Source organism: Williamsia soli (assembly GCF_017377795.1).
GTDB classification, from domain to species: domain Bacteria; phylum Actinomycetota; class Actinomycetes; order Mycobacteriales; family Mycobacteriaceae; genus Williamsia; species Williamsia soli.
The window spans coordinates 391,427-417,084 of sequence record NZ_JAFRDR010000004.1 but is presented as its reverse complement, the minus strand read 5'-3'; the positions used below and the strand labels follow the sequence as shown (position 1 = coordinate 417,084).

At 65.3% G+C, this 25,658-nt stretch carries 24 protein-coding genes; 14 read left to right on the top strand and 10 right to left on the bottom strand.

The genetic code is table 11. From position 1 onward, the window contains the following. Nucleotides 1-3 precede the first annotated feature (3 nt). Both trpD and J3S28_RS13940 read right to left on the bottom strand, forming a co-directional pair. Nucleotides 4-1,056: an anthranilate phosphoribosyltransferase gene (gene trpD / locus J3S28_RS13945; protein ID WP_307797122.1), complete on the bottom strand. Its 1,053-nt coding sequence runs from the start codon at nucleotides 1,054-1,056 to the stop codon at nucleotides 4-6. Between the two features lie 10 nt (nucleotides 1,057-1,066). After that, nucleotides 1,067-1,528: a hypothetical protein gene (locus tag J3S28_RS13940; RefSeq protein ID WP_307797120.1), complete on the bottom strand. Its 462-nt coding sequence runs from the start codon at nucleotides 1,526-1,528 to the stop codon at nucleotides 1,067-1,069. A 149-nt stretch (nucleotides 1,529-1,677) separates the two neighbouring features. On the opposite strand from J3S28_RS13940, the gene ctaE reads away from it, so the two are divergent. The 5 genes from ctaE to J3S28_RS13915 all read left to right on the top strand — a co-directional run bounded on the left by ctaE (nucleotide 1,678) and on the right by J3S28_RS13915 (nucleotide 6,672). Beyond that, a complete protein-coding gene (gene ctaE / locus J3S28_RS13935) occupies nucleotides 1,678-2,289 on the top strand; it encodes an aa3-type cytochrome oxidase subunit III (RefSeq protein WP_081729571.1) in 612 nt (203 codons plus the stop codon). Nucleotides 2,290-2,347: 58 nt separating this feature from the next. After that, on the top strand, nucleotides 2,348-3,271 hold the full coding sequence (gene qcrC, locus J3S28_RS13930) for a cytochrome bc1 complex diheme cytochrome c subunit (protein ID WP_207841320.1): 924 nt from the start codon (nucleotides 2,348-2,350) through the stop codon (nucleotides 3,269-3,271). Further along, nucleotides 3,268-4,440, top strand: coding sequence for a cytochrome bc1 complex Rieske iron-sulfur subunit (gene qcrA / locus J3S28_RS13925; RefSeq protein ID WP_207841319.1), 1,173 nt, complete (start codon nucleotides 3,268-3,270; stop codon nucleotides 4,438-4,440). Before qcrC ends, qcrA begins: the two co-directional genes overlap by 4 nt. Beyond that, nucleotides 4,437-6,053: a cytochrome bc1 complex cytochrome b subunit gene (gene qcrB / locus J3S28_RS13920; protein ID WP_207841318.1), complete on the top strand. Its 1,617-nt coding sequence runs from the start codon at nucleotides 4,437-4,439 to the stop codon at nucleotides 6,051-6,053. The genes qcrA and qcrB overlap by 4 nt, the downstream gene beginning before the upstream one ends. A 163-nt stretch (nucleotides 6,054-6,216) precedes the next feature. Then, the gene (locus J3S28_RS13915; RefSeq protein ID WP_307797118.1) at nucleotides 6,217-6,672 is read left to right on the top strand and encodes a GNAT family N-acetyltransferase; all 456 of its coding nucleotides are present in this window, start codon (nucleotides 6,217-6,219) and stop codon (nucleotides 6,670-6,672) included. A 31-nt stretch (nucleotides 6,673-6,703) separates the two neighbouring features. Here the strand turns inward: J3S28_RS13915 and J3S28_RS13910 are convergent, their stop codons facing one another. The 3 genes from J3S28_RS13910 to ctaC are packed head-to-tail and all read right to left on the bottom strand — an operon-like array spanning nucleotide 6,704 to nucleotide 8,700. Then, complete coding sequence (locus J3S28_RS13910) at nucleotides 6,704-7,219, bottom strand: GNAT family N-acetyltransferase (RefSeq protein WP_207841316.1); 516 nt, start codon at nucleotides 7,217-7,219, stop codon at nucleotides 6,704-6,706. A 38-nt stretch (nucleotides 7,220-7,257) separates the two neighbouring features. Further along, nucleotides 7,258-7,674 (bottom strand): cytochrome c oxidase subunit 4, encoded by a 417-nt coding sequence (locus J3S28_RS13905; protein ID WP_084893060.1) that lies wholly within the window; start codon nucleotides 7,672-7,674, stop codon nucleotides 7,258-7,260. An 18-nt stretch (nucleotides 7,675-7,692) separates the two neighbouring features. Further along, a complete protein-coding gene (ctaC, locus tag J3S28_RS13900) occupies nucleotides 7,693-8,700 on the bottom strand; it encodes an aa3-type cytochrome oxidase subunit II (protein WP_307797139.1) in 1,008 nt (335 codons plus the stop codon). 298 nt (nucleotides 8,701-8,998) lie between these two features. Between ctaC and asnB the strand changes: the two genes are divergently transcribed. Then, the gene (asnB, locus tag J3S28_RS13895) at nucleotides 8,999-10,924 is read left to right on the top strand and encodes an asparagine synthase (glutamine-hydrolyzing) (RefSeq protein WP_207841314.1); all 1,926 of its coding nucleotides are present in this window, start codon (nucleotides 8,999-9,001) and stop codon (nucleotides 10,922-10,924) included. Nucleotides 10,925-11,006: 82 nt separating this feature from the next. Here the strand turns inward: asnB and J3S28_RS13890 are convergent, their stop codons facing one another. From J3S28_RS13890 to J3S28_RS13880, 3 genes are all read right to left on the bottom strand, one after another. Beyond that, nucleotides 11,007-11,984, bottom strand: a complete 978-nt coding sequence (locus J3S28_RS13890) for a carbohydrate kinase family protein (protein ID WP_207841313.1) — start codon at nucleotides 11,982-11,984, stop codon at nucleotides 11,007-11,009. A gap of 186 nt (nucleotides 11,985-12,170) precedes the next feature. Next, complete coding sequence (locus tag J3S28_RS13885; RefSeq protein WP_084837109.1) at nucleotides 12,171-12,545, bottom strand: HesB/IscA family protein; 375 nt, start codon at nucleotides 12,543-12,545, stop codon at nucleotides 12,171-12,173. Between the two features lie 134 nt (nucleotides 12,546-12,679). Beyond that, nucleotides 12,680-13,735, bottom strand: coding sequence for a glycerate kinase family protein (locus tag J3S28_RS13880; RefSeq protein WP_207841312.1), 1,056 nt, complete (start codon nucleotides 13,733-13,735; stop codon nucleotides 12,680-12,682). A gap of 60 nt (nucleotides 13,736-13,795) precedes the next feature. On the opposite strand from J3S28_RS13880, the gene J3S28_RS13875 reads away from it, so the two are divergent. From J3S28_RS13875 to J3S28_RS13865, 3 genes are read left to right on the top strand one after another with little or no spacing between them, the layout of a single operon-like run. Further along, the gene (locus J3S28_RS13875) at nucleotides 13,796-14,467 is read left to right on the top strand and encodes a DUF3043 domain-containing protein (RefSeq protein WP_207841311.1); all 672 of its coding nucleotides are present in this window, start codon (nucleotides 13,796-13,798) and stop codon (nucleotides 14,465-14,467) included. 5 nt (nucleotides 14,468-14,472) lie between these two features. Next, entirely contained in the window at nucleotides 14,473-16,227 is a 1,755-nt protein-coding gene (gene cobT, locus J3S28_RS13870; RefSeq protein ID WP_207841310.1) for a nicotinate-nucleotide--dimethylbenzimidazole phosphoribosyltransferase, read from the top strand. Then, nucleotides 16,224-16,988 (top strand): adenosylcobinamide-GDP ribazoletransferase, encoded by a 765-nt coding sequence (locus tag J3S28_RS13865; RefSeq protein ID WP_207841309.1) that lies wholly within the window; start codon nucleotides 16,224-16,226, stop codon nucleotides 16,986-16,988. The genes cobT and J3S28_RS13865 overlap by 4 nt, the downstream gene beginning before the upstream one ends. A gap of 126 nt (nucleotides 16,989-17,114) precedes the next feature. Here the strand turns inward: J3S28_RS13865 and J3S28_RS13860 are convergent, their stop codons facing one another. Together J3S28_RS13860 and gcvT are read right to left on the bottom strand one after the other, a co-directional pair. Then, nucleotides 17,115-18,218: a branched-chain amino acid aminotransferase gene (locus tag J3S28_RS13860; protein WP_207841308.1), complete on the bottom strand. Its 1,104-nt coding sequence runs from the start codon at nucleotides 18,216-18,218 to the stop codon at nucleotides 17,115-17,117. Between the two features lie 54 nt (nucleotides 18,219-18,272). Continuing rightward, nucleotides 18,273-19,391, bottom strand: a complete 1,119-nt coding sequence (gene gcvT / locus J3S28_RS13855; RefSeq protein ID WP_207841307.1) for a glycine cleavage system aminomethyltransferase GcvT — start codon at nucleotides 19,389-19,391, stop codon at nucleotides 18,273-18,275. A 133-nt stretch (nucleotides 19,392-19,524) separates the two neighbouring features. Between gcvT and J3S28_RS13850 the strand changes: the two genes are divergently transcribed. From J3S28_RS13850 to lipA, 5 genes are all read left to right on the top strand, one after another. Next, nucleotides 19,525-21,045, top strand: a complete 1,521-nt coding sequence (locus J3S28_RS13850) for a leucyl aminopeptidase (RefSeq protein ID WP_207841306.1) — start codon at nucleotides 19,525-19,527, stop codon at nucleotides 21,043-21,045. A 135-nt stretch (nucleotides 21,046-21,180) separates the two neighbouring features. Then, nucleotides 21,181-22,968 carry a 2-oxoglutarate dehydrogenase, E2 component, dihydrolipoamide succinyltransferase gene (sucB, locus tag J3S28_RS13845; protein ID WP_207841305.1) on the top strand — a complete coding sequence of 596 codons (1,788 nt, stop codon included), beginning with the start codon at nucleotides 21,181-21,183 and terminating at the stop codon, nucleotides 22,966-22,968. A 3-nt stretch (nucleotides 22,969-22,971) separates the two neighbouring features. After that, on the top strand, nucleotides 22,972-23,865 hold the full coding sequence (locus tag J3S28_RS13840) for a TIGR01777 family oxidoreductase (protein WP_207841304.1): 894 nt from the start codon (nucleotides 22,972-22,974) through the stop codon (nucleotides 23,863-23,865). After that, the gene (lipB, locus tag J3S28_RS13835) at nucleotides 23,865-24,605 is read left to right on the top strand and encodes a lipoyl(octanoyl) transferase LipB (RefSeq protein WP_207841303.1); all 741 of its coding nucleotides are present in this window, start codon (nucleotides 23,865-23,867) and stop codon (nucleotides 24,603-24,605) included. The genes J3S28_RS13840 and lipB overlap by 1 nt, the downstream gene beginning before the upstream one ends. After that, nucleotides 24,602-25,654: a lipoyl synthase gene (gene lipA / locus J3S28_RS13830; protein WP_207841302.1), complete on the top strand. Its 1,053-nt coding sequence runs from the start codon at nucleotides 24,602-24,604 to the stop codon at nucleotides 25,652-25,654. Before lipB ends, lipA begins: the two co-directional genes overlap by 4 nt. Nucleotides 25,655-25,658 lie beyond the last annotated feature (4 nt).

The following is a 25,658-nucleotide window of genomic DNA, read 5'->3' as shown; positions in this document are numbered from 1 at the left end:
CCTCTACAGAGAGTTGCTCAGCCGCACCCAGTCGGCCAGCAGTGCCGTTGCAGCACCTGAATCGATGGCAGCGGCCGCCACGGTCAGTTGCTCCCGCAGTTGTATGTGGAGATCGATGTCGGGGCGGGGCCGGTAGGCAGTCAATGCCCCTGCCGCGTTCAGCAATACAGCGTCGCGCACCGGACCGGTCATCCCGGAGAACAGCTCGTGGGCGACCCGGGCGTTGTATTCGGCATCGGCGCCCTGCAGGGCCGACAGTTCGACGCGGGCCAGCCCGATGGTGGTCGGGTCGACCACCTGCCTGCGTACTGTGCCGCCCGCGACCTGCCACACCGTCGACGTCGCGGTTGTGGTCAGTTCATCGAGACCGTCATCACCGCGCACCACCAACACCGAATGTCCGCGCTCGGCAAAGATCTGCGCGAGGACCGGCGCGAGATCAGCGAATGCGCATCCGACCAGCCCGCTACTCGGCTGAGCCGGGTTCGTGAGCGGCCCGAGGACGTTGAAGACGGTGGGGATACCGATCTCCTTGCGGGCCGCAGCGGTGAAGCGCAAAGCGGGGTGAAAGACCGGAGCGAAGCAGAACCCGATACCGAGTTGCTCGACGCACCGGGCGACACCATCGGCGGTCAGGGAGATCTTGACGCCCAGGGCCTCGAGGACGTCGGCGCCGCCACTCTTGGAGGACGCTGCGCGGTTCCCGTGTTTCACGACGGGTACCCCGGCCGCTGCCACCACGACAGCGGTCATGGTGGAGATGTTCACCGTGTTGGACCGGTCCCCGCCCGTCCCGACGATGTCGATGCAAGGAACCGAGGTCGGTACGACGGTGGAGTGACTGAGCATCCCCGCCGCCAGACCACGCAGTTCCGCCGAGACCGGACCCTTGATCTTCAGTGCCACCCCGAACGCCGCGATCTGGGCCGAGGTGGCACTGTCGGACATGATCTCGTTCATCGCCCACTCCGCATCGGCCACGTCGAGATCATGGCCGGCGGAGAGGGCACCGAGTATCAATGGCCACGTGCGGGCCTGCGCATCGGAATGGGTCACGGCCCAGAGCCTATCGAGGTGGCTGCAACACCTGCCAGGCCAGCACCGTGCCACCGTGCCGCTGCGCCAATCCGGCCATCCGCGACCGTTCCTGCGATACGTGCAGGGCATCGATCAGCTGCACCCGGGCAAGCGCGAACAACTCACCCTCGACATCGATCCCCCTGGACGCCTGGGCCGGCACCGGGACACGTCGATAATGGTCCTGCGCCGCCAGCTCGACGGCCTTCTGAACAGCGCCGGGAGGCACGACCAAAATATGGCGCAGGACCGACTGCTCGTCTTCGCGCCATGCCGAATCGGACAACGTCGTCGACGCGGCGACACTGTCGTCAAAACTCTCCGCAGTGACGACCAGCTCCGGATCGTCGACGGACAACTCCGCGTTGGGCTTTCGGTTGCCACCCAGTCGCGAGGTCCACTGCTTCCACCGCGATGCCTCGATCGGGTTCCCGTTCACGTCACGTGCCACCCCATCAGCCTCCCAGGTGCCGGTTTGGCATGTCCGGGACACGCCGAATCCTGGGGTTTTGCCGCCCCCTACCAGGGTCTGCGTATCCGCCCGAAAAAAAACCTGGACCCAAGTAGTCAGGGGTTACTACGAACCGTCATACTTCTGGGGTGACTAGCGCTGCAGCACCCACAGGATCAGCTATCACCCAGCGCGTGCACTCGCTGAACCGACCCAACATGGTCAGCGTCGGCACGATTGTGTGGCTTTCGAGCGAGCTGATGTTCTTTGCCGGACTATTCGCGATGTACTTCGTCGCGCGGGCCGGAAACTACGGCAACTGGCCGATGGAGCCCACCGAGCTCAATCTGACCTTGGCGATCCCCGTGACAACGGTGTTGATCCTGTCCTCGGTCACCTGCCAGCTCGGTGTGTTCGCCGCGGAGCGCGGCGATGTGTTCGGCCTTCGCCGGTGGTACACGATCACCCTGATCATGGGCGCGATCTTCGTCGCCGGACAGGCGTACGAGTACTACCACCTGGTCCACGAGGGCACCACGCTCTCGTCGAGCGCCTACGGGTCGGTCTTCTACATCACCACCGGCTTCCACGGCCTACACGTCATCGGTGGACTCGTCGCCTTCGTGTTCCTGCTGATCCGTACGAGGCTCAGCAAGTTCACCCCGGCGCAGGCAACCGCTGCGATCGTCGTGTCGTACTACTGGCACTTCGTCGACATCGTGTGGATCGCACTGTTCGCAACCATCTACTTCATCCGGTAACGCGCCGAGACCGATCTTCAGCCCAGGCAAAGTCAGTCCGCTAAGCAGAGAGATACAGATGAGTTCATCTCCCCCACCCACCTCACCCGGGGATTCGGCCCCGGGCACCCTGAGCGAGGGTGCAGGCCGGATAGACGCGAAGAAAGCCAAGTCGCGTCGCAAACTGCGCCGTCGCGCATCAGGAATCTTGCTGCTGTTGGCCGGACTCGTCGTCGCAGGTGGTCTGGCGAGTGCAATCACGCCGGACCCGCAGGTCGCCAAGGCCGACAGCGAGTCCAGCGCGGCACTCATCCAGGACGGCAAGAAGCTCTACGAGACGTCGTGCATCACGTGCCACGGCGCGAACCTCGAAGGCGTGGCCGAACGCGGTCCGTCCCTCGTCGGCGTCGGTGACGCAGCCGTGTACTTCCAGGTCTCGTCGGGCCGCATGCCCGCCGTTCGCGGCGAGGCGCAGATCGTGCGCAAGCCGGCCAAGTTCACGCAGGCTCAGATCGACCAGCTCGGTGCGTACATCCAGTCGGTCGGTGGCGGACCCCAGGTCGTCTACGCCAAGGACGCCGAAGGCAACGTGATCTTCAAAGACGGGTATCCCGTCATCGAGCAGGGCGAGCTGCGCGGCGACAACATCGGCCGTGGTAGCGAACTGTTCCGCCTCAACTGCGCCTCGTGCCACAACTTCACCGGTCGTGGTGGCGCCCTCTCGTCGGGCAAGTTCGCCCCCGCGCTGGACGCCCCGAACGAGCAAGAGATATACACCGCCATGCTGACCGGCCCGCAGAACATGCCCAAGTTCTCCGACCGGCAACTGACGGATCAGGAAAAACGCGACATAATCGGTTATGTCAAGTACGCAACCACCTCGGGCAACCCCGGTGGATACGGGCTCGGCGGGTTCGGCCCGGTATCCGAGGGCATGGCGATGTGGGTCATCGGCGTAGTGGCTGTGGTCGCCGCCGCGATGTGGATGGGATCTCGAACATGAGTGATCAACAAAAGGCAGCTCCCACCCAGGACGAGCTCGATGCGATGACCAACGATGAGCTGGTCAAACTCGGTACCAACCTCGACGGCGTAGAGGTCATCCATCGCCGCGAGCGGTTCCCCGAGCCGGGTACCAAGGCCGAGAAGCGCGCTGAGCGCAGCGTCGCCTTCTGGTTCGCCCTCTCGGGCATCTCGGCCATCGCCTGCTTCGTGATCTTCCTGTTCAACCAATGGGAGTTCGTGATGCCCGGAGGCGACAACTACCGGGCCTACCTCCTGAACACCCCGCTGCTCGGCATCACCTTCGGTCTGTCGATTCTCGCAATCGGCATCGGCGCCGTGCAGTTCACGAAGAAGTTCATCCCCGAGGAGATCTCGGTCCAGGACCGTCACGACGGTGGCTCCAACGAGACCGACAAGAAGACGATCGTCGCCGAGCTGGGCGATTCGTTGAACACCTCGACCCTGCCGCGACGCAAGATGATCATCGGCGCCGGACTCTTCGGTCTCGGAACCTTCGCGGTCACCGGCGTGGTTGCGCTCCTCGGCGGCATCATCAAGAACCCCTGGGCCGAGGGTAAGAACTCGCCCCTGTGGCACACGGGCTGGTCACCGATCTACAACCCCCCGGAGAACCCGAACGAGACCATCTTCCTACGCCGCGACACCGGTAATCCGATGTCCGTCGTGCTGGTACGTCCCGAGGACATCGACGCCGGTGGTATGGAGACCGTGTTCCCGTGGCGGGTTTCGGACGGCACCGGCGAGACCGAAGAATCACGGCACAAGTTGATCGAAGGCCTGCGTTATATCAGCAACCCCGTCATGCTGATCCGCCTTCGCCCCAACGACGCTGCCAAAGCGATCAAGCGTCAGGGCCAGGAGAGCTTCAACTACGGCGATTACTACGCCTACACGAAGGTCTGCTCGCACCTCGGTTGCCCGACTTCACTGTTCGAGCAGCAAACGAACCGTATTTTGTGCCCGTGCCACCAGTCACAGTTCGACGCCCTTGAATACGGCAAGCCCATCTTCGGCCCAGCTGCACGCTCGCTCGCGCAGCTGCCGATCACGGTCAACGAGCAGGGCTTCATGGTGGCCGCCGGCGACTTCATCGAACCCGTAGGCCCCGCGTTCTGGGAACGCGGGAAGGGGAAGGATCGACCATGAGCAAGATCGGACAGCAGGCCGAGGAAGTAGATTCTCGGTATCACCTCGCGGCAGGTATGCGCCGTCAGATCAACAAGGTCTTCCCGACCCATTGGTCATTCCTCCTCGGTGAGATCGCCCTCTACAGCTTCGTGATCTTGCTGATCTCGGGCGTCTATCTGACGTTCTTCTTCGATCCGTCGATGTCCGAGGTCACTTACAACGGTGCCTACGAACCGCTCAACGGCGTCATGATGACAAAGGCCTACGAGACGACACTGAACATCTCCTTCGAGGTGCGCGGTGGGCTCTTCGTCCGCCAGATCCACCACTGGGCAGCCCTGCTGTTCGCGGCGTCGATCATCATTCACATGGCCCGCATCTTCTTCACCGGCGCCTTCCGGCGTCCGCGTGAGGCCAACTGGATCATCGGCTGCTTCCTGCTGGTGCTGGCGATGTTCGAGGGCTTCTTCGGATACTCGCTCCCCGACGACCTGCTGTCGGGCACCGGCGTCCGCGCCGCCATGTCGGGCATCGTCCTCGGTATCCCCGTGGTGGGCACCTGGATCCACTGGGCACTCTTCGGAGGCCAGTTCCCCGGCGACATCATCATCCCGAGGCTCTACATCCTGCACGTGCTGCTGTTCCCAGGAATCATCCTGGCTCTGATCGGTGCCCACCTGGCGCTGGTCTGGTACCAGAAGCACACCCAGTTCCCCGGCCCGGGCCGCACGGAGAAGAACGTGGTCGGTGTTCGCATCCTCCCGGTCTTCGCGGTCAAGTCCGGTGCGTTCTTCGCGGTCACCTTCGGCATCCTGGCGATCATGGCCGGCGTGCTGCAGATCAACCCGGTCTGGGTGCTCGGACCGTACAACCCGGCACACGTGTCCGCAGGTTCTCAGCCTGACATCTACATGATGTGGACAGACGGTCTGGCCCGACTGATGCCGGCCTGGGAGATCTACTTCGGCAACGCGTACACGATCCCAGCCATCTTCTGGGTGGTTGTGGTCCTGAGCATCGTGTTCGGAATACTCTTCGCCTATCCATTCATCGAGAAGCGACTGACCGGCGACACGGCGCACCACAACCTGTTGCAGCGTCCGCGCGACGTACCGGTGCGTACCGGTATCGGCGCAATGGCGATCTCGTTCTACATCATCCTGACGATCTCGTGTATGAACGACATCATCGCGTTGAAGTTCCATGTATCCCTCAACGCGACCACGTGGATGGGTCGTATCGGGTTGATCATCATCCCGCCACTCGCCTACTACATCGCTTACCGGTGGGCTCTCGCCCTGCAGCGCAGTGACCGGTTCGTGCTGGAACACGGCATCGAAACGGGCATCATCATGCGCCTGCCGCACGGTGAGTTCATCGAGCTGCACCAGCCACTCGGGCCGGTCGACGACCATGGCCACCCGATCCCGCTGCCGTACGAGGGTGCGGCTCTGCCCAAGCGAATGAACAAGCTCGGATCCGCAGGTGCCCCCGGTACCGGCTCGCTGATGCTGGCCGACCCTCCCGAGGAGCAGCAGAAGAACGTGGAGCTCGAAGCCAAGGCTCACCACAAGGAGCACGAGGCTTTGCGCGAACTCCAGAAGCGTGGCGGAGACCCGTTCATCGACTGATCAGTACATGAGAGAAAGACCGGTCTGCACTCTGCAGGCCGGTCTTTTTTGTCCCCGGCCTACGGAAGACGGGCGCTCCCCTCCCCCACGTCGACCGTGCCGTTTCAGCTGCCGACCGTGCCGTTATGCACGCCGACCGTGCCGTTGTTACTCTTGTGCATTCGTGAGCACCATCGAAATTGTCAGCTGTCACGACCCGGCAGAGTTTCCCGCGCTTGCCAGGATCTGGAGGCGCTCAGTTGAATCCACCCATGGGTTCCTGACGCACGATGACATCGCTTTCTACGCGCCGAAGGTGGCCGACAGTTACCTCCCGGCGGTCACATTACGCGTCGCCAGAACCGGTGGTCGGGCCGTCGGGTTCTCGGGTACCGACGGCAACAGGCTCGAGATGCTCTTCATCGACGACAACCACCGCGGCCGAGGCATAGGTGGCGCGCTCCTCGGCGAGGCGCTCGACCGAATCCCGCGACTTGAGCTCGATGTCAACGAACAGAACCCCGATGCGGTCGCTTTTTATCGGCGCCACGGTTTCGTGACCGTCGGACGGTCTGAGATCGACGCCGACGGGCGTCCGTTTCCACTGCTGCACATGGTCTCCTGCGCAGCGTCGACCTGAGGGAGTCCAAGGACCCGCTCAGGCGAGAAGGTCACCAGAGGTCGCCTGAGCGCCAATCACACGTCAGCTCACCGATGGCAGGCTGAGGACCCCCGAAGACGAATACGCTGTCCGCGTCGTCGGGCGTCGAAATCACCCCCGTTGGTGTCATCGCCGACACCGTCCCCTCCCAGGGGCGCCACCCGTGAGAGCGGTACAACCGCAGTCCGGCCTGGCTGGCACTGAGGGCACCGAAGTCGTAGGCCCCCACGATGACTCGCTCGATCGCGGTCATCAGTTGATCGCCGATCCCCTGATGTTGCCGGCCCGGATCCACAGCGACGGCTTCCACATAGCCGACTCGGCGTGGCGCGCGGTCGATCATCATCGACCGGGCGACAACCGCGGCGTGCCCGACCATCGTGCCGGCGGCGTCGGTGACGAACACGTGCACCCCACCGAGGGCGTGGTCATAGTCTGTGTCGGCGAAGTCGCCTGCGAACGCCAGGTCCAAGAGCGCTCTGAGCTCGGTGGCCCGGACAGCACTCAGCTCCCAGGTGTGCTGCACGTCGAGGTGCAGACCTGGGAGCTGAGAGGGTGCGTGTATCAGTGCTTCTCAGGCCCGACGTGGTACTCGAAGACCAGCCCGGCCACTGCACCGATGATGCAGACCGCAGCGAATGCCACGAGCCAGAAGTTCGCCATGGCCAGCGCGACAGCGAAAGTCGCGGCGCCGAGAGCGATCAGCACCGGCCACCAGCTGCCTGCGCTGAAGAAGCCCAATTCGCCTGATCCGTCGGCCACCTCAGCGTCTTCGTAGTCTTCTGGGCGGATGTCCACCCGGCGGGCCACGAAACGGAAGTAGGTTCCGATGATCAAGGTCAGGCCACCTGTCATGACCAGACCTGTCACACCGACCCACTCGACATTCTTGCTCGTCAATCCGGTGGCCAGTCCGTACGCGACCGCCACCAGGAAGAAGAACCCGGTAAGGATCTCGAAGAGCCGCGCTTCAATTCTCATCTCGTAGCTCCTGGCTGACTAGTTCGACGCTGTCTGGGTGCCGCGTTTGGTATCAAAGGGCTTGGTCGTGATCGCCGTCGGCGTCTGTCCGATCGATTCGAGCGCCTGAGCATTCGTCGCGTTCGGGTTGGCCTCACGGAAGTCGATGTAGTCCTCGAACTGATCCGGGCTCACCGCACGGACCTCGAAGTTCATCATCGAGTGGTAGGTGCCGCACATCTCGGCACACCGGCCGACAAAGGCGCCTTCACGATCGATGGAGCTGACCTGGAAACGGTTGTCCGTGTGGTTCTGCTTCGGGAAAGGCAGCACGTCGCGCTTGAACAGGAACTCAGGCACCCAGAAGGAGTGGATGACGTCGGCCGCAGCGATCTCGAACTCGATCCGCTTACCGGTCGGCAATACGAGCACCGGGATCTCATCAGAGGTACCGATCGTCTCGATCTTGTCGAACTTCAGGTAGTTGCGAACGTTGTTCTTCTGGTCGTCTGGAGCGCTGTGCGCTTCCTCTTCCTCGGTCGGATCGGGCTCGGCGACCTGTGCGTCGTACGGGCTGCCGTCCTTCTCGAATCCGTTGTAGACCTTGCCGTCCGCCTTGGTCACGGTGCGATATCCGAACTTCCAGTTCCACTGGAAGGCGGTGACGTCCACGACGACATCGGGATTGGGCTGCTTACCCTCGACATCGTTCTGCACGATGATCGTGAAGTAGAACAGGACCGCGATGATCACGAAGGGGATGGCCGTGTAGGTCAACTCCAACGGGACGTTGTATGCCGTCTGCCGGGGGAACTCGTCACCACCGGGCTTCTTGCGGTGAAAGGTGACGGTCCAGAACGTGAGACCCCACACCAGAACACCCATCACGAGGGCGGCGATGACCGACCACGTCCAGAGGTGCCGCATGTCTTCTGCCTCAGGCGTGATGCCCTTGGGCCAGCCGAACCGCAATGCTTCTTCAGCGCTGCAGCTCGACAACACAAGAGCGCCGACGCCTAGAAAGAAGGCTGCGCTGACTTGCTTGATTCGACGTCCGCGGTGCTGACGCGTAGCCGATGCCGGAGGTCGCCCACCGTGTGCCAATTTCACGCCTTCCTACCCTGCCCTCTGACTGGAAACAGCCACACAGCCACCCACGATTGGTAGCTCGTGTACTACGCAGCGTAGACCAAGCGACAGCAACATTCGTAGTTGGGTTGCGAACGCGCCGTCGCCCGGGTTCTTGGTCCACCCCTTGGCAGGCCGGACGGGCAGAGCAACCCCTGATTGCGGCATACTCGGGCGTGTTCCGCGTGTTCTCCCAGGACGAATCGAGGCATTTTTCGTGTGTGGTCTGCTAGGTCTGTTGTCCAGCGACGCGTCAGCGGGAGAATCAGCCGAACTCATGGCCGCGGCATCGCATTGCATGCGCCACCGCGGTCCGGATGAGCCGGGAACCTGGAACGACGACGACGTCGTCTTCGGTTTCAACAGGCTCTCGATCATCGACATCGAGCATTCACACCAGCCGCTGCGCTGGGGCCCTCCAGAGACCCCTGAGCGGTACGCACTGGTCTTCAACGGCGAGATCTACAACTACCTCGAGATCCGGGCCCAGTTGGCTCGCGACGAGGGCGCCGAGTTCCGCACCGAAGGGGACGGCGAAGCGATCGTCGCCGCCTTCCATCACTGGGGTCCGGACGCGGTGTCGCGACTGCGCGGGATGTTCGCGTTCGCCCTCTGGGACACCGTCGAGCGTTCGCTGTTCCTCGCTCGCGATCCGTTCGGGATCAAGCCGCTCTTCATCGCGTCGGGGTCGGGCGGCACGGTCTTCGGTAGCGAGAAGAAGAGCCTGCTGGAGTTGATCGACAGGGTCGGCGTCACCGACGCACTCGACAACCGCGCCATCGAGCACTACACCGTCCTGCAGTACGTTCCGGAGCCGGAAACGCTGCACGCGGGCATCAGGCGGCTCGAATCCGGCAGCTACGCGACACTGCGTCCCGGCCAGCTCCCGAAGGTCTACCGCTACTTCACGCCACAATTCGCGGTCCGCCCTTTCACCAAGGGCAGCGAGCAGGCGCGCTACGACGAGATCGCCGAGGCTCTGCTGGATTCGGTGGCCAAGCACATGCGCGCCGACGTCACGGTCGGATCCTTCTTGTCCGGAGGCATCGACTCCACGGCCATTGCCGCCATGGCGATCAAGCACAACCCGGACCTGATCACCTTCACCACCGGATTCGAGCGCGAGGGGTATTCCGAGGTCGATGTCGCTGCGGAGTCGGCCGCCGCAATCGGCGCCAAGCACGTGGTGAAGGTGGTTGGTCCCGCCGAGTTCGCGGCCGCGATCCCCGAGATCGTCTGGTACCTGGATGATCCGGTCGCCGACCCGGCACTGGTACCCCTGTACTTCGTCGCCAGAGAAGCGCGTAAGCACGTCAAGGTGGTGCTCTCGGGCGAAGGGGCCGACGAACTGTTCGGTGGCTACACGATCTACAAGGAGCCGTTGTCGCTCAAGCCCTTCGAACGACTCCCCCGTGGCCTGCGGGCTGCCGCCGGCCGCCTGTCGGACCGACTCCCCGAGGGCAGGCGCGGCAAAAGCCTCCTGCACCGCGGGTCGATGACCCTCGAGGAGCGCTACTACGGCAACGCCAGGAGCTTCGACGACGCTCGACTCCGTGCGGTACTCAAGGACTTTCGGCCCGAGTGGACTCACACCGACGTCACCGCCCCCATCTACGCGATCTCCGCGGGCTGGGATCCGGTGGCCCGGATGCAGCATCTGGACCTGTTCACCTGGCTGCGCGGGGACATCCTCGTCAAGGCGGACAAGATCACGATGGCCAATTCGCTCGAACTACGCGTGCCGTTCCTCGACCCGGAGGTGATGCGGGTCGCGGAAGCGTTGCCATTCGACGAGAAGATCTCGCACGGCACCACGAAGTACGCACTGCGTAAGGCCCTCGAGCAAATCGTCCCGGCCCACGTCCTGCACCGGAAGAAGCTGGGTTTTCCTGTGCCACTGAGGCATTGGCTGGCCGGCACCGAACTCTACGATTGGGCACATCAGACCATCGATCACTCGCAGACCGACCACATCTTCGACAAGGATGCAGTGCGCACGATGTTGGCCGAACACCGCGAGGGCACCGTCGACAACAGTCGACGACTGTGGACTGTCCTGGTGTTCATGATCTGGCACGGCATCTTCGTCGAGGGCACGATCGTCCCGGCGATCGAAGATCACCGCTACCCCGTCAAACTCTGACCCCCCACCGAACACGCGCCACGAATACGAAGACGCGCCACATATTTGTGGCGCGTCTTCGTATTGGCGGCGCGTGTGGCGTTTACGCCGGAAGGATGGCCGAGATCTCCGCAGCCGCGTCGTCCCCGTAGGCGCCGGCGAGGCGGGTCAGTGCCGACGCGCGATCCCACACCCATTCCTGGGTGCCGACGGTCTCGAGAACCAGGACCGCGACCATGGATCCGAGCTGAGCACTACGTTCGTGGCTGAGTCCCGCCGCGTTACCCACCAGGAACCCGGCCCTGAATCCGTCACCGACACCTGTCGGGTCCACCTTCGCCGTCTCCGGCACCACCGGGACGTGGGTGCGTGAGCCGTCGGCCTCGACTATCTCTGCGCCTCCGCTGCCGAGTGTCGTGATGCGCAAGCCGACCGTCTTGGCGACCTGCTCCTCGCTGAGCGCGGCCTTCTGCCGGAGCAGACCCCACTCGTATTCGTTGGTGAACAGGAACGCCGCGCCCTCGATGAGGTCTCGCACCTGCTCGCCGTCGAGTCGCGCCAGCTGCTGGGACGGATCAGCCGCGAAAGGGATACCCAGCTCTCGGGCCTCGCGACTGTGCGCGATCATCCCGTCGGGATCGTCTGCACCGACCAGCACCAGATCCGGTGTGCCGAACTCCGAGGCCAGGGCAGAGATCGATATCTCCCGCGACTCGCTCATCGCGCCCGCGTAGAAGCTGGCGAGCTGGGCCATCTCGTCGTCGGTGGTGCACATGAACCGGGCGGTGTGCGCGGTGTCCGACACCCGCACCCCGCGGGTGTCCACCCCGTGGCCCTCGAGCCAGCGACGATAGTCGTCGAAATCGCTACCGACCGAACCCACGAGCAACGGGGATCCGCCCAGGACGCCCATGGCGTAGGAGATGTTGCCGGCGACGCCGCCCCGGCGGATCACCAATTCCTCGACGAGGAAGCTCAGGGAGATGTGACTCAGGTGTTCGGCGAGCAACTGCTCGGAGAACTTCCCCTGAAAGCGCATCAAATGATCGGTCGCGATGGATCCACAAATGGCGATGGCCACGGAGAAGAACCTTTCTTGTCACCTGACAGATGGCTCAACGCTACCTTCGGGGCCGGGTGTCCCCCGGTGGGCCCCACCGGATGTGCGCGCGTAAAGAATATCGAAACCAAAGGGACCGCATCCGAAGAACTTGGATGCGGTCCCTTGCGGTGCGGGGGTCGAGCTACCTGGTGAGAGGTTCAGGCGTCAGTTGAACGAGTCGCCGCAGGCGCAGCTGCCGGTGGCGTTCGGGTTGTCGATCGTGAAACCCTGCTTCTCGATGGTGTCTACGAAGTCGATGCTGGCTCCCATGACATACGGAGCGCTCATACGATCGACTGCGAGGCCGACTCCGTCGAACTCCACGACCAGATCGCCATCGAGATTGCGGTCGTCGAAGTAGAGCTGGTAGCGCAGGCCCGCGCAGCCGCCGGGCTGGACGGCGATACGGAGCATGAGTTCTTCACGGCCCTCCTGCTCGCGCAGGGCCTTGGCCTTGGAAGCAGCGGCATCGGTGAGAATCACGCCGTGCGCAGGCGCTTCTGTCTCGGTCTGCACAGCGGTGTCGTTCGATGCGGTCATGGATTCTCCTCAGTGTGCGGGGCGTAGGCGTGCGATTCCTGGTTGCCAGGTATCGGATACGAACTTCCGTCGCCTATAACCGTACTCCTGCTCCGCCTATTCCCGCGTGCCGCGTCGTCCGCGCCCGGGATCGATCACCAGGCCTCTGCGACCCGCCGGGCGAGCTTCTCGAGCTGGTTCTCCGCGTCGTCCATGGCCACCTGGACCGATCCTGCGACCTCGACGATCGACCGCGCCTGCGTGATCCCGGCTTCGGCGAGCTGCGCCGGGGTCAGCGCGACCTGGCCGGCGAGCACGATGGTCGGGATGCCCCGGCCGCGCGCCGCCGCCGTCAGCGCCGCCACGACCTTGCCCTTGAGGGTTTGTTCGTCACACTTGCCCTCCCCCGTGATGACCAGGTCGACGCCGGCGATGATCTCGGCCTGCCCGGTCGCCTCGGCGATCACCGTGGCCCCCGGCACGCGCTGTGCACCCAACGCCAGCAGAGCCGCACCGAGTCCACCGGCGGCGCCCGCTCCCGGTTCGACCGAGATGTCGCGGCCCGCCAGCCCGGAGAGCACCTGGGCCCAGTCCGCGAGTCCCTCTTCCAGCATCGCGACGGTCGCGGGGTCGGCCCCCTTCTGCGGGCCGAAGACCGCGGCCGCACCCTCCGGCCCGAGCAGCGGGTTCTCGACGTCGGATGCCGCCACCAGCTGCACGGGCCCGAGCAGTCTCGCAGCTTCCGCCAGCCCTCCGAGCCCGTCGATCAACCCGCGGCCACCGTCCGTGCTGCCACTGCCCCCCAAGCCCACGACGATCTGGTCGGCGCCCGCCGCCACTGCTGCTGCGACCAGTTCGCCGACACCGAACGTGTCCGCAGTGAGCGCGGTCCGCGGCGTCGGCGACCCGCCGAGCTGATGCAGCCCGCACGCCTGTGCGCACTCGATGTAGGCGATGGAGCGGCCGTCGCGCCGGTCCAGAAGCCAGTGCGCGCTGACCATCGCACCGAGTGGACCGCTGACGCGCGTGGTCTGGACGTCTCCGAAACGGCTGGCGAGCACCGCCACGAAACCCGGCCCACCATCGGATTGCGGAGCCAGCGAGAGCTCGTCGGCGGGACGTCCGAGGGTCCATCCCGCGGCGATCGCCTCGGCTGCCGCGACGGCCGTCAAGGTGTCGCCGAACGAATCGGGGGCGATCAAAGCCTTCATCGCCCGAGTATATGAAGGGTGGCCCGCTCCAGCAGCGCACGCTCGCGATAATCTGGACGGGTGAAGTTGCCCTGGAAGAAAGACGACGTCGACGCCGACGACGCGGCTGACACCACCGTCGCGCTGACCGTGGATGAAGCTGCGGCCAAGCGCCGGTACACCGAGGCCAAGGGCCGACCGACGCCGAAACGGCGCGACGCCGAGGGCAGGCGCCGCGGCCCGGTCGCCCCAGCCCCGACGACGCGGGCCGAGGCCCGAGCGCGCAAGAAAGAACTCAAGGGCAGCTCGGCCAATCTGAGCAAGGAAGAGAAGAAGGCGCAGTCGGATACGCGCCGCCGGCAACGGGCCGATCAGCGCGAGAAGATGATGGACGGCGAAGAGCGTTATCTGATGCCGCGCGACAAGGGTGAGGCCCGACGTTTCGCCCGCGACATCGTCGACTCCAGGCGCAACTTCGCCGGGCTGTTCATGCCGTTCGCGATCATGCTGATCATCGTGATGTTCGTCCCGGCCATCGCCGTGTACGCCACCCTGCTGATGTTGATCTTCGTGATCTTCCTCGTGATCGACGGCGTGCTACTCGGTCGGATCCTCAACAACCGTGTCCGCGAACGATTCCCGAGCACCACCGACGGTGGTTTCAAACTCGGCTGGTACGGCTTCAGCCGCGCCATGCAGATGCGGTTCATGCGGGCGCCGCGGCCCAAGGTCAAACCTGGTGACGCGGTCTGACCGGGATGCGAACTCTGGTTCTGGGTGGAATTCGTTCGGGTAAATCAGCGTTCGGTGAAGGGCTTCTTCCGCACACCGGGGTTCGGTATCTGGCCACGGCGGCAAACCCTGCCACCGGAGACCCCGAGTGGTCGGATCGGATAGCGCAACATCGGGTCCGCCGTCCAGCGGAGTGGACCACCATCGAAACCGGCGACGTCGCTGCCGAATTGCGTTCGGACTCGCGCACCGCCACCCTTGTCGACGACCTCGGGAGCTGGGTCAGCCGCCATATCGACTCGGTCGGCGGCTGGAGCGACGACGACTTCGACATGTCCGGCGTCATAGACGAGATCTCCTCAGCGGTGTCCGAGTTCACAGGTGATCTGGTCATCATCAGTCCTGAGGTGGGCCTGTCCCTGGTGGCACCGACACCGGCAGGCCGCCTCTTCCAGGACCAGCTGGGCCTGCTCAACAGCGCCATCGCTGCTGCTTGCGACCGGGTGGTCCTGATCGTCGCCGGACAAGTTCTCGAATTGGGCACGGCGAACACCTACTCCCCCTCAGCTCTTCCGCTCGCCGTTCCGAACGAACCTTCCATCGATGCGACGGCGGACTCGGATTCGCCGGAGACGGCGGCGACACCTGACTTCGCACCCGAAGCCGGGACGACGCCGCCCGAGAGCATCCGCGCAGCAACCGAGTTCGAACTTCCCGAGCAGTTCGAGTTCGTCGCGGCGCCCGACCGGGCTGCGGCGATCGAAGCTCGCCACCGGCAAGGCGAGCTCACCAAGCCGCCGGGCTCGCTCGGCCGGCTCGAAGAGGTGGCGATCTGGGTGGCCTCCTGCCAGGGTGTGTGCCCACCAGCCCCGTTCGAAGCCCCGACCGTGGTCGTCTTCGCCGGGGATCACGGCGTTGCGAAAGCAGGCGTGTCGGCGTTCCCTCCGGAGGTCACGGCGCAGATGGTCGCGAACTTCGCCGCCGGCGGCGCGGCCGTGAACGTGCTCGGACGCGTCCATGGAGCCCGGGTCCGAGTCGAAGACCTCGCGGTCGATGCCCAGACCCCTGAAGCGATCAGCCGTTTCAAAGTTCGCAGGAGCTCCGGAGATCTCACCCGCGAGGATGCGCTGACCACCGAGGAGACCCGGGCTGCGATATCCGCCGGACGCACCATCGCCGACCAGGAGATCGATTCCGGCGCCGATCTGCTGATGGCCGGCGAGATGGGGATCGGCAACACCACACCCGCGACGATCCTCGTCGGACTGCTCACCGATTCCGAACCTGTGGTCGTGGTCGGTCGCGGCACCGGTATCGACGACAACGGATGGATCCGCAAAACCGGCGCGGTCCGTGACGGTATGCGACGGGGACGTCCTCATGCACGGGTGCCACTGGAGCTGCTCCGCACGGTGGCCGGAGCCGAGATAGCCGCCATGGCAGGCTTTCTCGCCCAGGCGGCCCTTCGCCGAACGCCTGTCATCCTCGACGGTCTCGTGGTGACCGCCGCGGCCCTGGTTGCCAACGACATGGCACCGGGCGCACGGGAATGGTGGCTGGCCGGTCACCGGTCCGCGGAACCCGCACACAGCATCGCCCTGAGGCAACTCGACCTCGAACCGTTGCTGGATCTCTCGATGCGGCTCGGCGAAGGCAGCGGCGCACTGACCGCGTTGCCTGTGGTCCAGTCCGCGGTCGCCACCCTTGCCTCGATGGCCACCTTCTCCGAAGCCGCGGTCAGCGGCGCGGCGGATCCGACGTCGGTGAACCCGGAGAGATGAGTCTGCGCGGCGCGATCCGTGGCCCGCAGACCGCGTTCTCGTGGCTGACGATTCTGCCCGTACCCGAACCCGCCGGGCCTTTCGACCGTTCTCTGGGCGGTGCTGCCATCGGGTCCACGCCCCTGGTCGGTTGCGTCCTCGGTGCCATCGCCGCGGCCGCCGCCTTCGGGCTGGGCCACACCGAACTCCCGGAACTGCTGTGCGGGTTACTCATCGTCGGGTTGCTCGCCGTCCTGACTCGCGGCATGCACCTGGACGGACTGTCCGACACCGCTGACGGGCTCGGTTGCTACGGTCCGCCGGCCCGAGTCCACCAAGTGATGCACAGCGGCTCAACGGGACCGTTCGGCGCCGCGACCTTGGTGATCGTGATGGTCGCCCAGGCCGTCGGCTACGGCGCTCTGATGCAGGAGAACAACTGGGCGGCATTCATCTTCGTCGGCTTCATCTCGCGAGTGGTCACGGTGATCGGCTGCCGCATCACGCTGCCTCCTGCCGCAGATTCCAAGTTCGGCGGCCTCACCGCAGGCACCCAGCGGTTGACCATCCCGTTCTGGGTACTCGGTGCGCTCGCCGTAGGTTTTGCGGTCGGCCCTGAACTACCGGTGCCAGGTGTGATCGCCGTCGTCGTCGTGACTCTGTTCGCCTGGCTGTTCAGCGCCCATTGCGCGCAGCGTTTCGGTGGGATGAACGGCGATGTGCTCGGCTCCCTCATCGAACTGAGCACCTTGATCGCGCTGTGCGTCGTGCTGGCCGGTTGACGGCGTCGGAGTGACAACCGTCGCCTGACCGAGACTGCCGCCACGAAGCCATCGGCCGAGTAGGCCGCTTCATCGCCGCAGTCTCGCCGCGCTGCCGGGTCAGGTCCGGTTCGGAGACGACGAGCGTCAGTTCCCGTACAGAGTCGACATCCAGCCGTGTGTATCGGCGAACGTTCCGCGCTGGATCCCGGTGAGGGTGTCGCGGAGCGCCATCGTCACCTCGCCCGGCTCCCCGTTCGCGATGGTGTAATCGTCGGTGTCGCCCTTCACGTGCCCGACCGGGGTGATGACCGCCGCAGTTCCGCAGGCGAATACCTCGGTGATCTCTCCCGACGCGACACCCTTGCGCAGCTCTTCGACACTGATCTTGCGCTCGGTGACGTCGAAGCCGGCGTCGGTCGCGAGCTGCAGCAGCGACTCACGGGTGATGCCCGGCAGCAGCGACCCCGACAACTCGGGCGTGACCAATTTGGCGTCGGCACCGGAGCCGAAGACGAAGAACAGGTTCATCCCGCCCATCTCTTCGATGAACCGACGTTCGATGGCGTCGAGCCAGACCACCTGATCGCAGCCGTGATCGGCCGCCTGGGCCTGGGCGAGGAGGGAGGCCGCGTAGTTGCCGCCGAATTTGGCCGCGCCGGTCCCACCGGGCGCGGCGCGGACGTATTCGGTGGACAACCACACACTCACGGGGTGTACGCCCCGCGGGAAGTAGGCTCCGGCGGGCGAGGCGATCAAGAGATAGCGGTACTCACTCGCCGGACGCACACCGAGACCGGCTTCGGTCGCGATCATGAACGGCCGCAGATACAGCGACGATTCGCCTCCGGCTGCGGGAACCCACTCGTGGTCGACCTCGAGCAGCGCCCGCAGCGACGCCATGAAGTCCTCGGTGGGCAGCTCGGGCATTGCCAGCCGTCGCGCCGAACGCTGCAAGCGTGCGGCGTTGGCATCTGGACGGAACGAGGCGATGGTGCCGTCGGATTGGCGGTAGGCCTTGAGCCCTTCGAAGATCTCCTGCGCGTAGTGCAGCACCATCGCGGAGGGGTCGAGCGCGATGGGCCCGTAAGGCACCACGTTCGCGTCGTGCCAACCCTTGTCCGCGGTGTAATCGATCACGACCATGTGGTCGGTGAAGTGCCTACCGAATCCCGGTGCTTCCAGGATGTCGGCACGGCGCGATTGCGACACCGGCTGCGGGTGCTCGGTCCGGACGAACTCCAAGGTCATTGAACAATCGTAACGCCCGTCCTCCAGTGCCCCGCGACGCGAGGGGTTCGCCGATCAGTTGGTGCTTCCTGTCACGAAGGGCGGCAACACGATTTCACATTCGAGCGGACGTCCACGGACGTCGACCACGACCGTGTCTCCCTTCACGACACCGGCTGCCGAATCGATCAGCGCCAGCGCGATACCGGTCTTCAACGTCGGCGAGAACGTACCGGACGTGCAGACCCCGATGCTGTCGCCGCCTGCCTCACCGAGGACGCCCAGATCGGCGCGCGGCACGCCCCGGCCGAGGGCGCGTAGCCCCCACAGTCGGCGAGCGGGTCCCGCTTCCTTCTCCGCCAGCAGTGCGTCGCGGCCGAAGAACTCCGGCTTCTTCCAGCCCACCGCCCAGCTACAGCGCGCCTGTACCGGGGTGATGTCGACGGACAGTTCGTGACCGTGCAGGGGGTAGCCCATCTCGGTGCGGAGGGTGTCCCGGGCTCCGAGACCGGCGGGCTGTCCACCGGCGGCGGTCACCGCCGTCAGCAATGCGTCGAAGACCCCCGCGCTGTCATCCCAGGCCGGCAGCAACTCGTATCCACGTTCGCCGGTGTAACCGGTGCGGCACACCCTGACCGGATACTTCGAATCGTCCACCGCCAGTTCGGCATCGACAAACGACATGTACTCCATCTCGGTCGGCAGACCCAGACCGTCCAGCACCTGCGCCGACTTGGGTCCCTGCACGGCGATGACCCCGAAGTCGCGGTGCCGGTCGGTCACCTCGATCTCCGGTGGCGCGACGGCGGCGAGGGCCGCGACCACTGCGGCGGTATTCGCGGCGTTGGGAACCAGAAAGACGTCGTCCGGCGACACCAAGTAGGCGATCAGGTCGTCGATGACGCCGCCGGAGTCGTTGGTGCACATCGTGTATTGCGCCTTGCCGGGCTCGATCTTGCCCAGGTCGTTGGTCAGCGCGCGGTTGACGAAATCTGCGGCGCCCGGGCCGGTCACCGACGCCTTGCCGAGGTGGCTGACGTCGAAGATGCCCACCGCTTCCCGGACCGCGGTGTGTTCGGCCACCGTGCCCGCGTACGACACGGGCATGTTCCAGCCGCCGAACGCGGCAAAGCTTGCGCCGAGCGCGCGATGCGACGCCTCGATGGGACCGGCCAGCAATTCACCTTCACTCATGGCGCCAACGCTATCGCGCCCGGCACCCCGACGACGTCAGAAGCCGCTGCCGATGCGCACCCCTCCGGCGCCACCGGGCAGCCATCTAAGCTGACCCGCAGGCATGACTACGGCTACGAGTGGGAGTACAAACGTGAGCAAGTCGAGTGCGAATCGTCGTCTGGGTCCGGAGCTGTCGCTGGCCACCGGCATCGGTGAAGACGACGACGTCCTGGTGATCGGACTGACCACAGCAGACGAGGCGGACGGTGGCGGGACACCGAACCTCGTCATCGGCGAGGGCCTGTTCGACGACGCTGTCGGCTCGGCCCTCGACTCCGCGCTGGCCGCCCTCGGCGCACAAGGGTCCGCCGGAGAGCTGACCCGACTGCCCGCACCTGCCGGCCTCGACGTCACGTCGGTTCTCGCCGTCGGCCTCGGCGCGCCGGCAAAACTCGATGACGCCGAACACATCCGACGGCAGGTCGGTGTCGCAGCACGCAGCCTGGCGGGTGTGAACGCCGCCGTCACCACCCTGTCGACCGCGGATTTGACCGCCGCCGCCGAGGGATTCTTCCTCGGCGCCTACCGGTTCGACGAGTTCCGTTCGACGCCGCCGGAGAAGGCCCCCCTCGGCGCTGTCCACCTGCTGGTCCCTGCGGCGGACAAGGACACGAAAGCAGTACTCGAACGCGCAGAAGCCATCGCCCGAGCAGTCGCCATCGCCCGCGACTTCGTCAACACCCCACCGAGCCACCTTTATCCCGACGAGTTCGCAAACCGTGCCAAAGCCCTCGGGTCGGCAGCCGGCCTCAAGGTCGAGATCCTCGACGAGGTGGCCCTCGAGAAAGGTGGATACGGCGGCATCATCGGTGTCGGAAAAGGCTCCTCGCGCCCGCCGCGTCTGGTCCGGCTGACCCACCGCGGCGGCCGCAAGGCGAAGACCGTCGCGCTCGTCGGCAAAGGCATCACGTTCGACACCGGTGGCATCTCGATCAAACCCGCGGCCGGGATGGAGAACATGACCTCGGACATGGGTGGCGCCGCGGCGGTCATCGCAACCGCGATCCTGGCGGCCGAGCTCAAGGTGGGGGTCACCGTGATCGCAACGGTGCCGATGGCAGAGAACATGCCGTCGAGTACGGCGCAACGGCCCGGCGACGTGCTGACCCAGTACGGCGGCAAGACTGTCGAGGTCATCAACACCGACGCCGAGGGCAGGCTCATCCTTGCCGACGCCATCGTGCGCGCCTGCGAGGACGACCCGGACTACCTGATCGACACCGCGACGCTGACCGGAGCCCAGATGGTTGCCCTCGGAACCCGCACCCCCGGGGTGATGGGCACCGACGACTTCCGAGACCGCGTCGCGGCGATTTCGCAGGCCGAGGGTGAATCGGGTTGGCCGATGCCGTTTCCCGATGAGCTGCGCTCCGACCTGGACTCCCGAGTGGCCGATCTGGCCAACGTCACCAACCACCGCTGGGGTGGCATGTTGTCGGCCGGGATCTACCTCCGTGAGTTCGTCGCGGACGGCGTCGAGTGGGCGCACATCGACATCGCCGGACCTGCTTTCAACACCGGAGGGCCGTGGGGCTATACCGGTAAGGGTGGCACCGGCGTCCCGGTCAGGACCATCTACGCCTTGCTGGAGGAGATCGCTGCCGAAGGCTAGCTCGGAAGGTAGGGTTTGAACCGGCGGTTTGCCCTACCGGGCGCGCCCCACCCCCCACTCCGGGTCACCAATACCGGCGACCCGGCCCAGACCTCAGACCGCACACCGGATCTCGAAATCGAGGAGTCGACAACGATGGCCTTCTCCGTCCAAATGCCCGCCCTGGGTGAAAGCGTCACCGAGGGCACAGTCACCAGGTGGCTCAAGCAGGAGGGTGACACGGTCGAGGCCGATGAGCCGTTGTTGGAGGTGTCGACCGACAAGGTCGACACCGAAATCCCGGCTCCCACCTCGGGCGTGCTCACCAAGATCGTCGCGCAGGAAGACGACGTCGTAGAGGTCGGCGGTGAGCTGGCCCAGATCGGTGAGGCCGGCGAGTCCGCCGATGACTCCGACGACACGAGCAGCTCCGACGAGGCCCCCGCCGAGGACGAGGCGCAGGCCGAGCCGAAAGCGGAACCGGAGCCCGCAGCGGAGCCGGAGCCGGAGCCGGAGCCGAGGAAGCCTTCGTCGTCCGGATCGGGTGATGGCACCGACGTCACCATGCCCGAACTCGGCGAGTCCGTCACCGAAGGCACAGTGACCCGCTGGCTCAAGGAGGTCGGCGACTCCGTCGAGGCCGACGAGCCGCTCCTCGAGGTGTCCACCGACAAGGTCGACACCGAGATCCCGTCCCCCGTTGCCGGCACGCTGCTCGAGATCGTCGCGGCCGAAGACGACGTCGTCGAGGTCGGCGGACGGCTGGCCGTGGTCGGCTCCGCCGATGCGACCCCGACCGTCGAACCGTCGGAACCGGAAGAGTCCAAAGCCGAAGCGCAGCCGGAACCCGAGCCAGAACCGGAGCCCGAGCCCGAACCCGAGGCCAAGGAAGAACTGTCACCGGTCGAGACGCCGGAGCCCGACAAGAAGCCCGAGCCGGCGAAGGCCGAGCCGAAGAAAGAGTCGGCGCCTGCGGCCAAGTCGGACGACAGCGGCTCCAGCCCCTACGTGACGCCACTGGTGCGCAAGCTGGCCGCCGAGAACGACGTCGACCTGAGCTCCGTCAAGGGCACCGGTGTCGGCGGACGTATCCGTAAGCAGGACGTGCTGGCTGCGGCAGAGGCCGCGAAGGCTCCCACCGAGCCTGCTCCGTCGACATCGGAACCGGCTGCGGCAGAGAAGAAGTCTGCACCCGCTGCGCCCAGCCGCGAGCTGGCGCAACTGGTCGGCACAACGCAGAAGATCAACCGGATCCGGCAGATCACCGCCAAGAAGACCCGCGAGTCGCTGCAGGAGAGCGCGCAGCTCACGCAGGTGTTCGAGGTCGACATGACCAAGATCGTGACCCTGCGCAAGGCGGCGAAGGAAGGCTTCAAGACGAGCGAGGGGGTCAACCTGACGTTCCTCCCGTTCATCGCGAAGGCCGTGGTGGAAGCCCTCAAGGCGCACCCCAACGTCAACGCCTCGATCGACGAGCAGGCGAAGGAGATCACCTACTACTCCAAGGTGCATCTTGGTATTGCGGTCGACACCGAACAGGGTCTGCTCTCCCCGGTGATCCACAACGCCGACGATCTGTCCATCGCCGGACTGGCGCGGGCGATCGCCGACATCGCGAGCCGAGCGCGTAGCAACAAGCTCAAGCTCGACGATCTGACCGGTGGCACCTTCACGATCACGAACATCGGCAGTCAGGGCGCGTTGTTCGACACCCCGATCCTGGTCCCGCCGCAGGCGGCGATGCTGGGCACGGGTGCGATCGTCAAGCGTCCGGTTGTCCTCACCGGCGATGACGGTTCCGAATCGATCGCCGTGCGGTCGATGTCGTTCCTGCCGCTGACCTACGATCACCGACTGATCGACGGCGCCGACGCGGGACGGTTCCTGACCACCGTGAAGCACCGTCTGGAAGAGGCGGCGTTTGAGGCGGACTTGGGCCTGTAGCCCATGCGGATCGCCGTCGCGGGATCATCTGGCCTGATCGGCACGGCCCTGGTGGATAGTCTCACCGGGGCCGGCCATCAGGTGTTGCGGCTGGTTCGCAGACCGACGACCTCGGAGAACGAGGTCCATTGGGAGCCGGAGTCTTTCGGGATCGATCCCGCGGCGTTGGCCGGCGTCGACGTCGTCGTCAATCTCTGCGGACGCGGCATAGGCGATCGCCGATGGTCCGGGCACGTCAAACAGCAGTTGCGGGACAGTCGCATCATCCCCACCCAGGTACTCGCAGAAGCCGTTCGCATTGCGAAGGTTCCGACCTTCATCAGTTCCAGCGCGACCGGTTACTACGGCGACACCGGGGCGTCCGAGGTCACCGAGGCAGATGCTGCGGGCGCCGGATTTCTTGCGGACCTGACCCTCGACTGGGAAGCCGCGGCACTGAGCGGCGCACCCAGTGCGACGAGGGTTGCGCTCATCCGCACTGCGCCGGTGATGTCCCGCTCCGGGGGGATTCTCGGCAAACTGCGCCCGCTGTTCAAGCTCGGTCTGGGTGGGCGGCTGGGAAGTGGCCGTCAGTACCTGCCATGGATCAGCCTGCCCGACGCTGTCAGGGTGCTCGAGTTCGTCATGGATCACCCGGTCAGCGGTCCGGTCAACATGTGCGGGCCGGTGTCGGTGACCAACGCCGAGTTCACCCGAGCATTGGGCCGCGCCGTGCACCGCCCGGCCCCATGGCCCATCCCGGCGACGGTCTTGTCGAAGACCGCCGGTGAGATGGCCGATGAAATGTTATTGCAGGGTCAGAACGTTGTACCTGGTGTGTTGAACGAGAGTGGTTTCGTGTTCCGGCATCCGACCTTAGACTCAGCCCTGGCTCATGCCGTGGGCAAGGAGGCGTGATGGGCAGCGCTCGTCTGTCCACCGACCCGCTCGAGATCCGCTGGTTGGGCAGTGTCGAGTACCAAGACACCTTCGACCTGCAGCACCGGCTGGCCACCGAGCGCGCCGACGGCGTCCTCGACCATGACGTACTCCTGCTGCTCGAACATCCCGCGGTGTACACCGCCGGACGCCGAACCGAGGATGCCGATCGCCCCACGGACGGTTCACCGGTGATCGACGTCGATCGCGGCGGAAAGCTCACGTGGCACGGACCCGGACAATTGGTTGCCTACCCGATCGTCGCGCTGGCCCACCCGGTCGACGTCGTCGACTACGTCCGACGCCTCGAAGAGGCCATGATCATGGTGACCCACCAACTGGGTCTGGACACCTACCGTGTGGACGGCCGGTCCGGCGTATGGGTGCTGGGAGACGGGGTGAGGCAGGATCGGAAGATCGGTGCGATCGGCATCCGAGTCGCCAGGGGCGTCGCCTTGCACGGCATCGCGGTGAACTGCGACCCGGACCTGAGTGCCTTCACCTCGATCATCCCGTGCGGTATCCCTGATGCCGGGGCCGGTTCTCTCACAGTCGAATTGGGCCGTTCGGTCACCGTCGCGGACGTGCATCCGCTGCTCGGTCAAGCCATCTCGGACGCGCTCGACGGCACACTTGAAGTCACAGAACATCGACCACCTCCGGTCGAAACGCCGCAGATCGTCGCAGCGGATGGTACGGGCGTAGGGTTGATCCAGTGACCGTTCAGCAAGACACACCCACCCAGTCCAGCGCCCCGGGGTCGGTCGGCCCCAACGGACGCAAACTGCTCCGGCTCGAAGCCCGCAATGCGGAAACGCCGATCGAGCGCAAGCCGTCGTGGATCAAGACGCGCGCGACGATGGGTCCGGAGTTCACCGAACTCAAGGCTTTGGTCAAGAGCGAGGGCCTGCACACGGTGTGTGAAGAGGCCGGTTGCCCGAACATCTACGAATGCTGGGAAGACCGCGAGGCCACCTTCCTCATCGGCGGTGAACAGTGCACCCGACGGTGCGACTTCTGCCAGATCGACACCGGAAAGCCCGAGGACCTCGACCGTGATGAGCCGCGGCGGGTTGCCGAGAGTGTCGTGACCATGGGCCTGCGCTACTCGACCGTCACCGGCGTCGCCCGCGACGACCTGGCCGACGGTGGCGCCTGGCTCTACGCGGAGACCGTCCGGTACATCAAGGAGCTCAACCCGACCACCGGTGTCGAGTTGCTGATTCCCGACTTCAACGCCAACCCGGAACAGCTCGCGGAGGTATTCGCGTCCAGGCCCGAGGTGTTGGCCCACAACGTCGAGACCGTTCCGCGCATCTTCAAACGGATCCGCCCCGCGTTTCGGTATCAACGCAGTCTCGACGTGATCACCGCTGCCCGCGACTACGGACTCGTCACCAAGTCGAATCTGATCCTCGGCATGGGCGAGACACCGGACGAGGTTCGTGAAGCGATGACAGACCTGCACGAAGCCGGTTGCGACATCCTGACCATCACGCAGTACCTGCGTCCGTCGCCGCGGCACCATCCCGTGGACCGCTGGGTCAAACCCGAAGAGTTCGTCGAGCATTCGAAGTTCGCCGAGGATCTGGGATTCGCCGGCGTCATGGCCGGTCCGCTGGTGCGATCGTCGTATCGAGCAGGACGTCTGTACGCGCAGGCGATGGCTCATCATGGGCGTGAACTCCCCGAGTCGATGTCTCACCTGACCGACGGTGGTGACGCCTCCCAGGAGGCATCGTCGTTGATGGCTCGCCTGGCTCGCTGAGCAT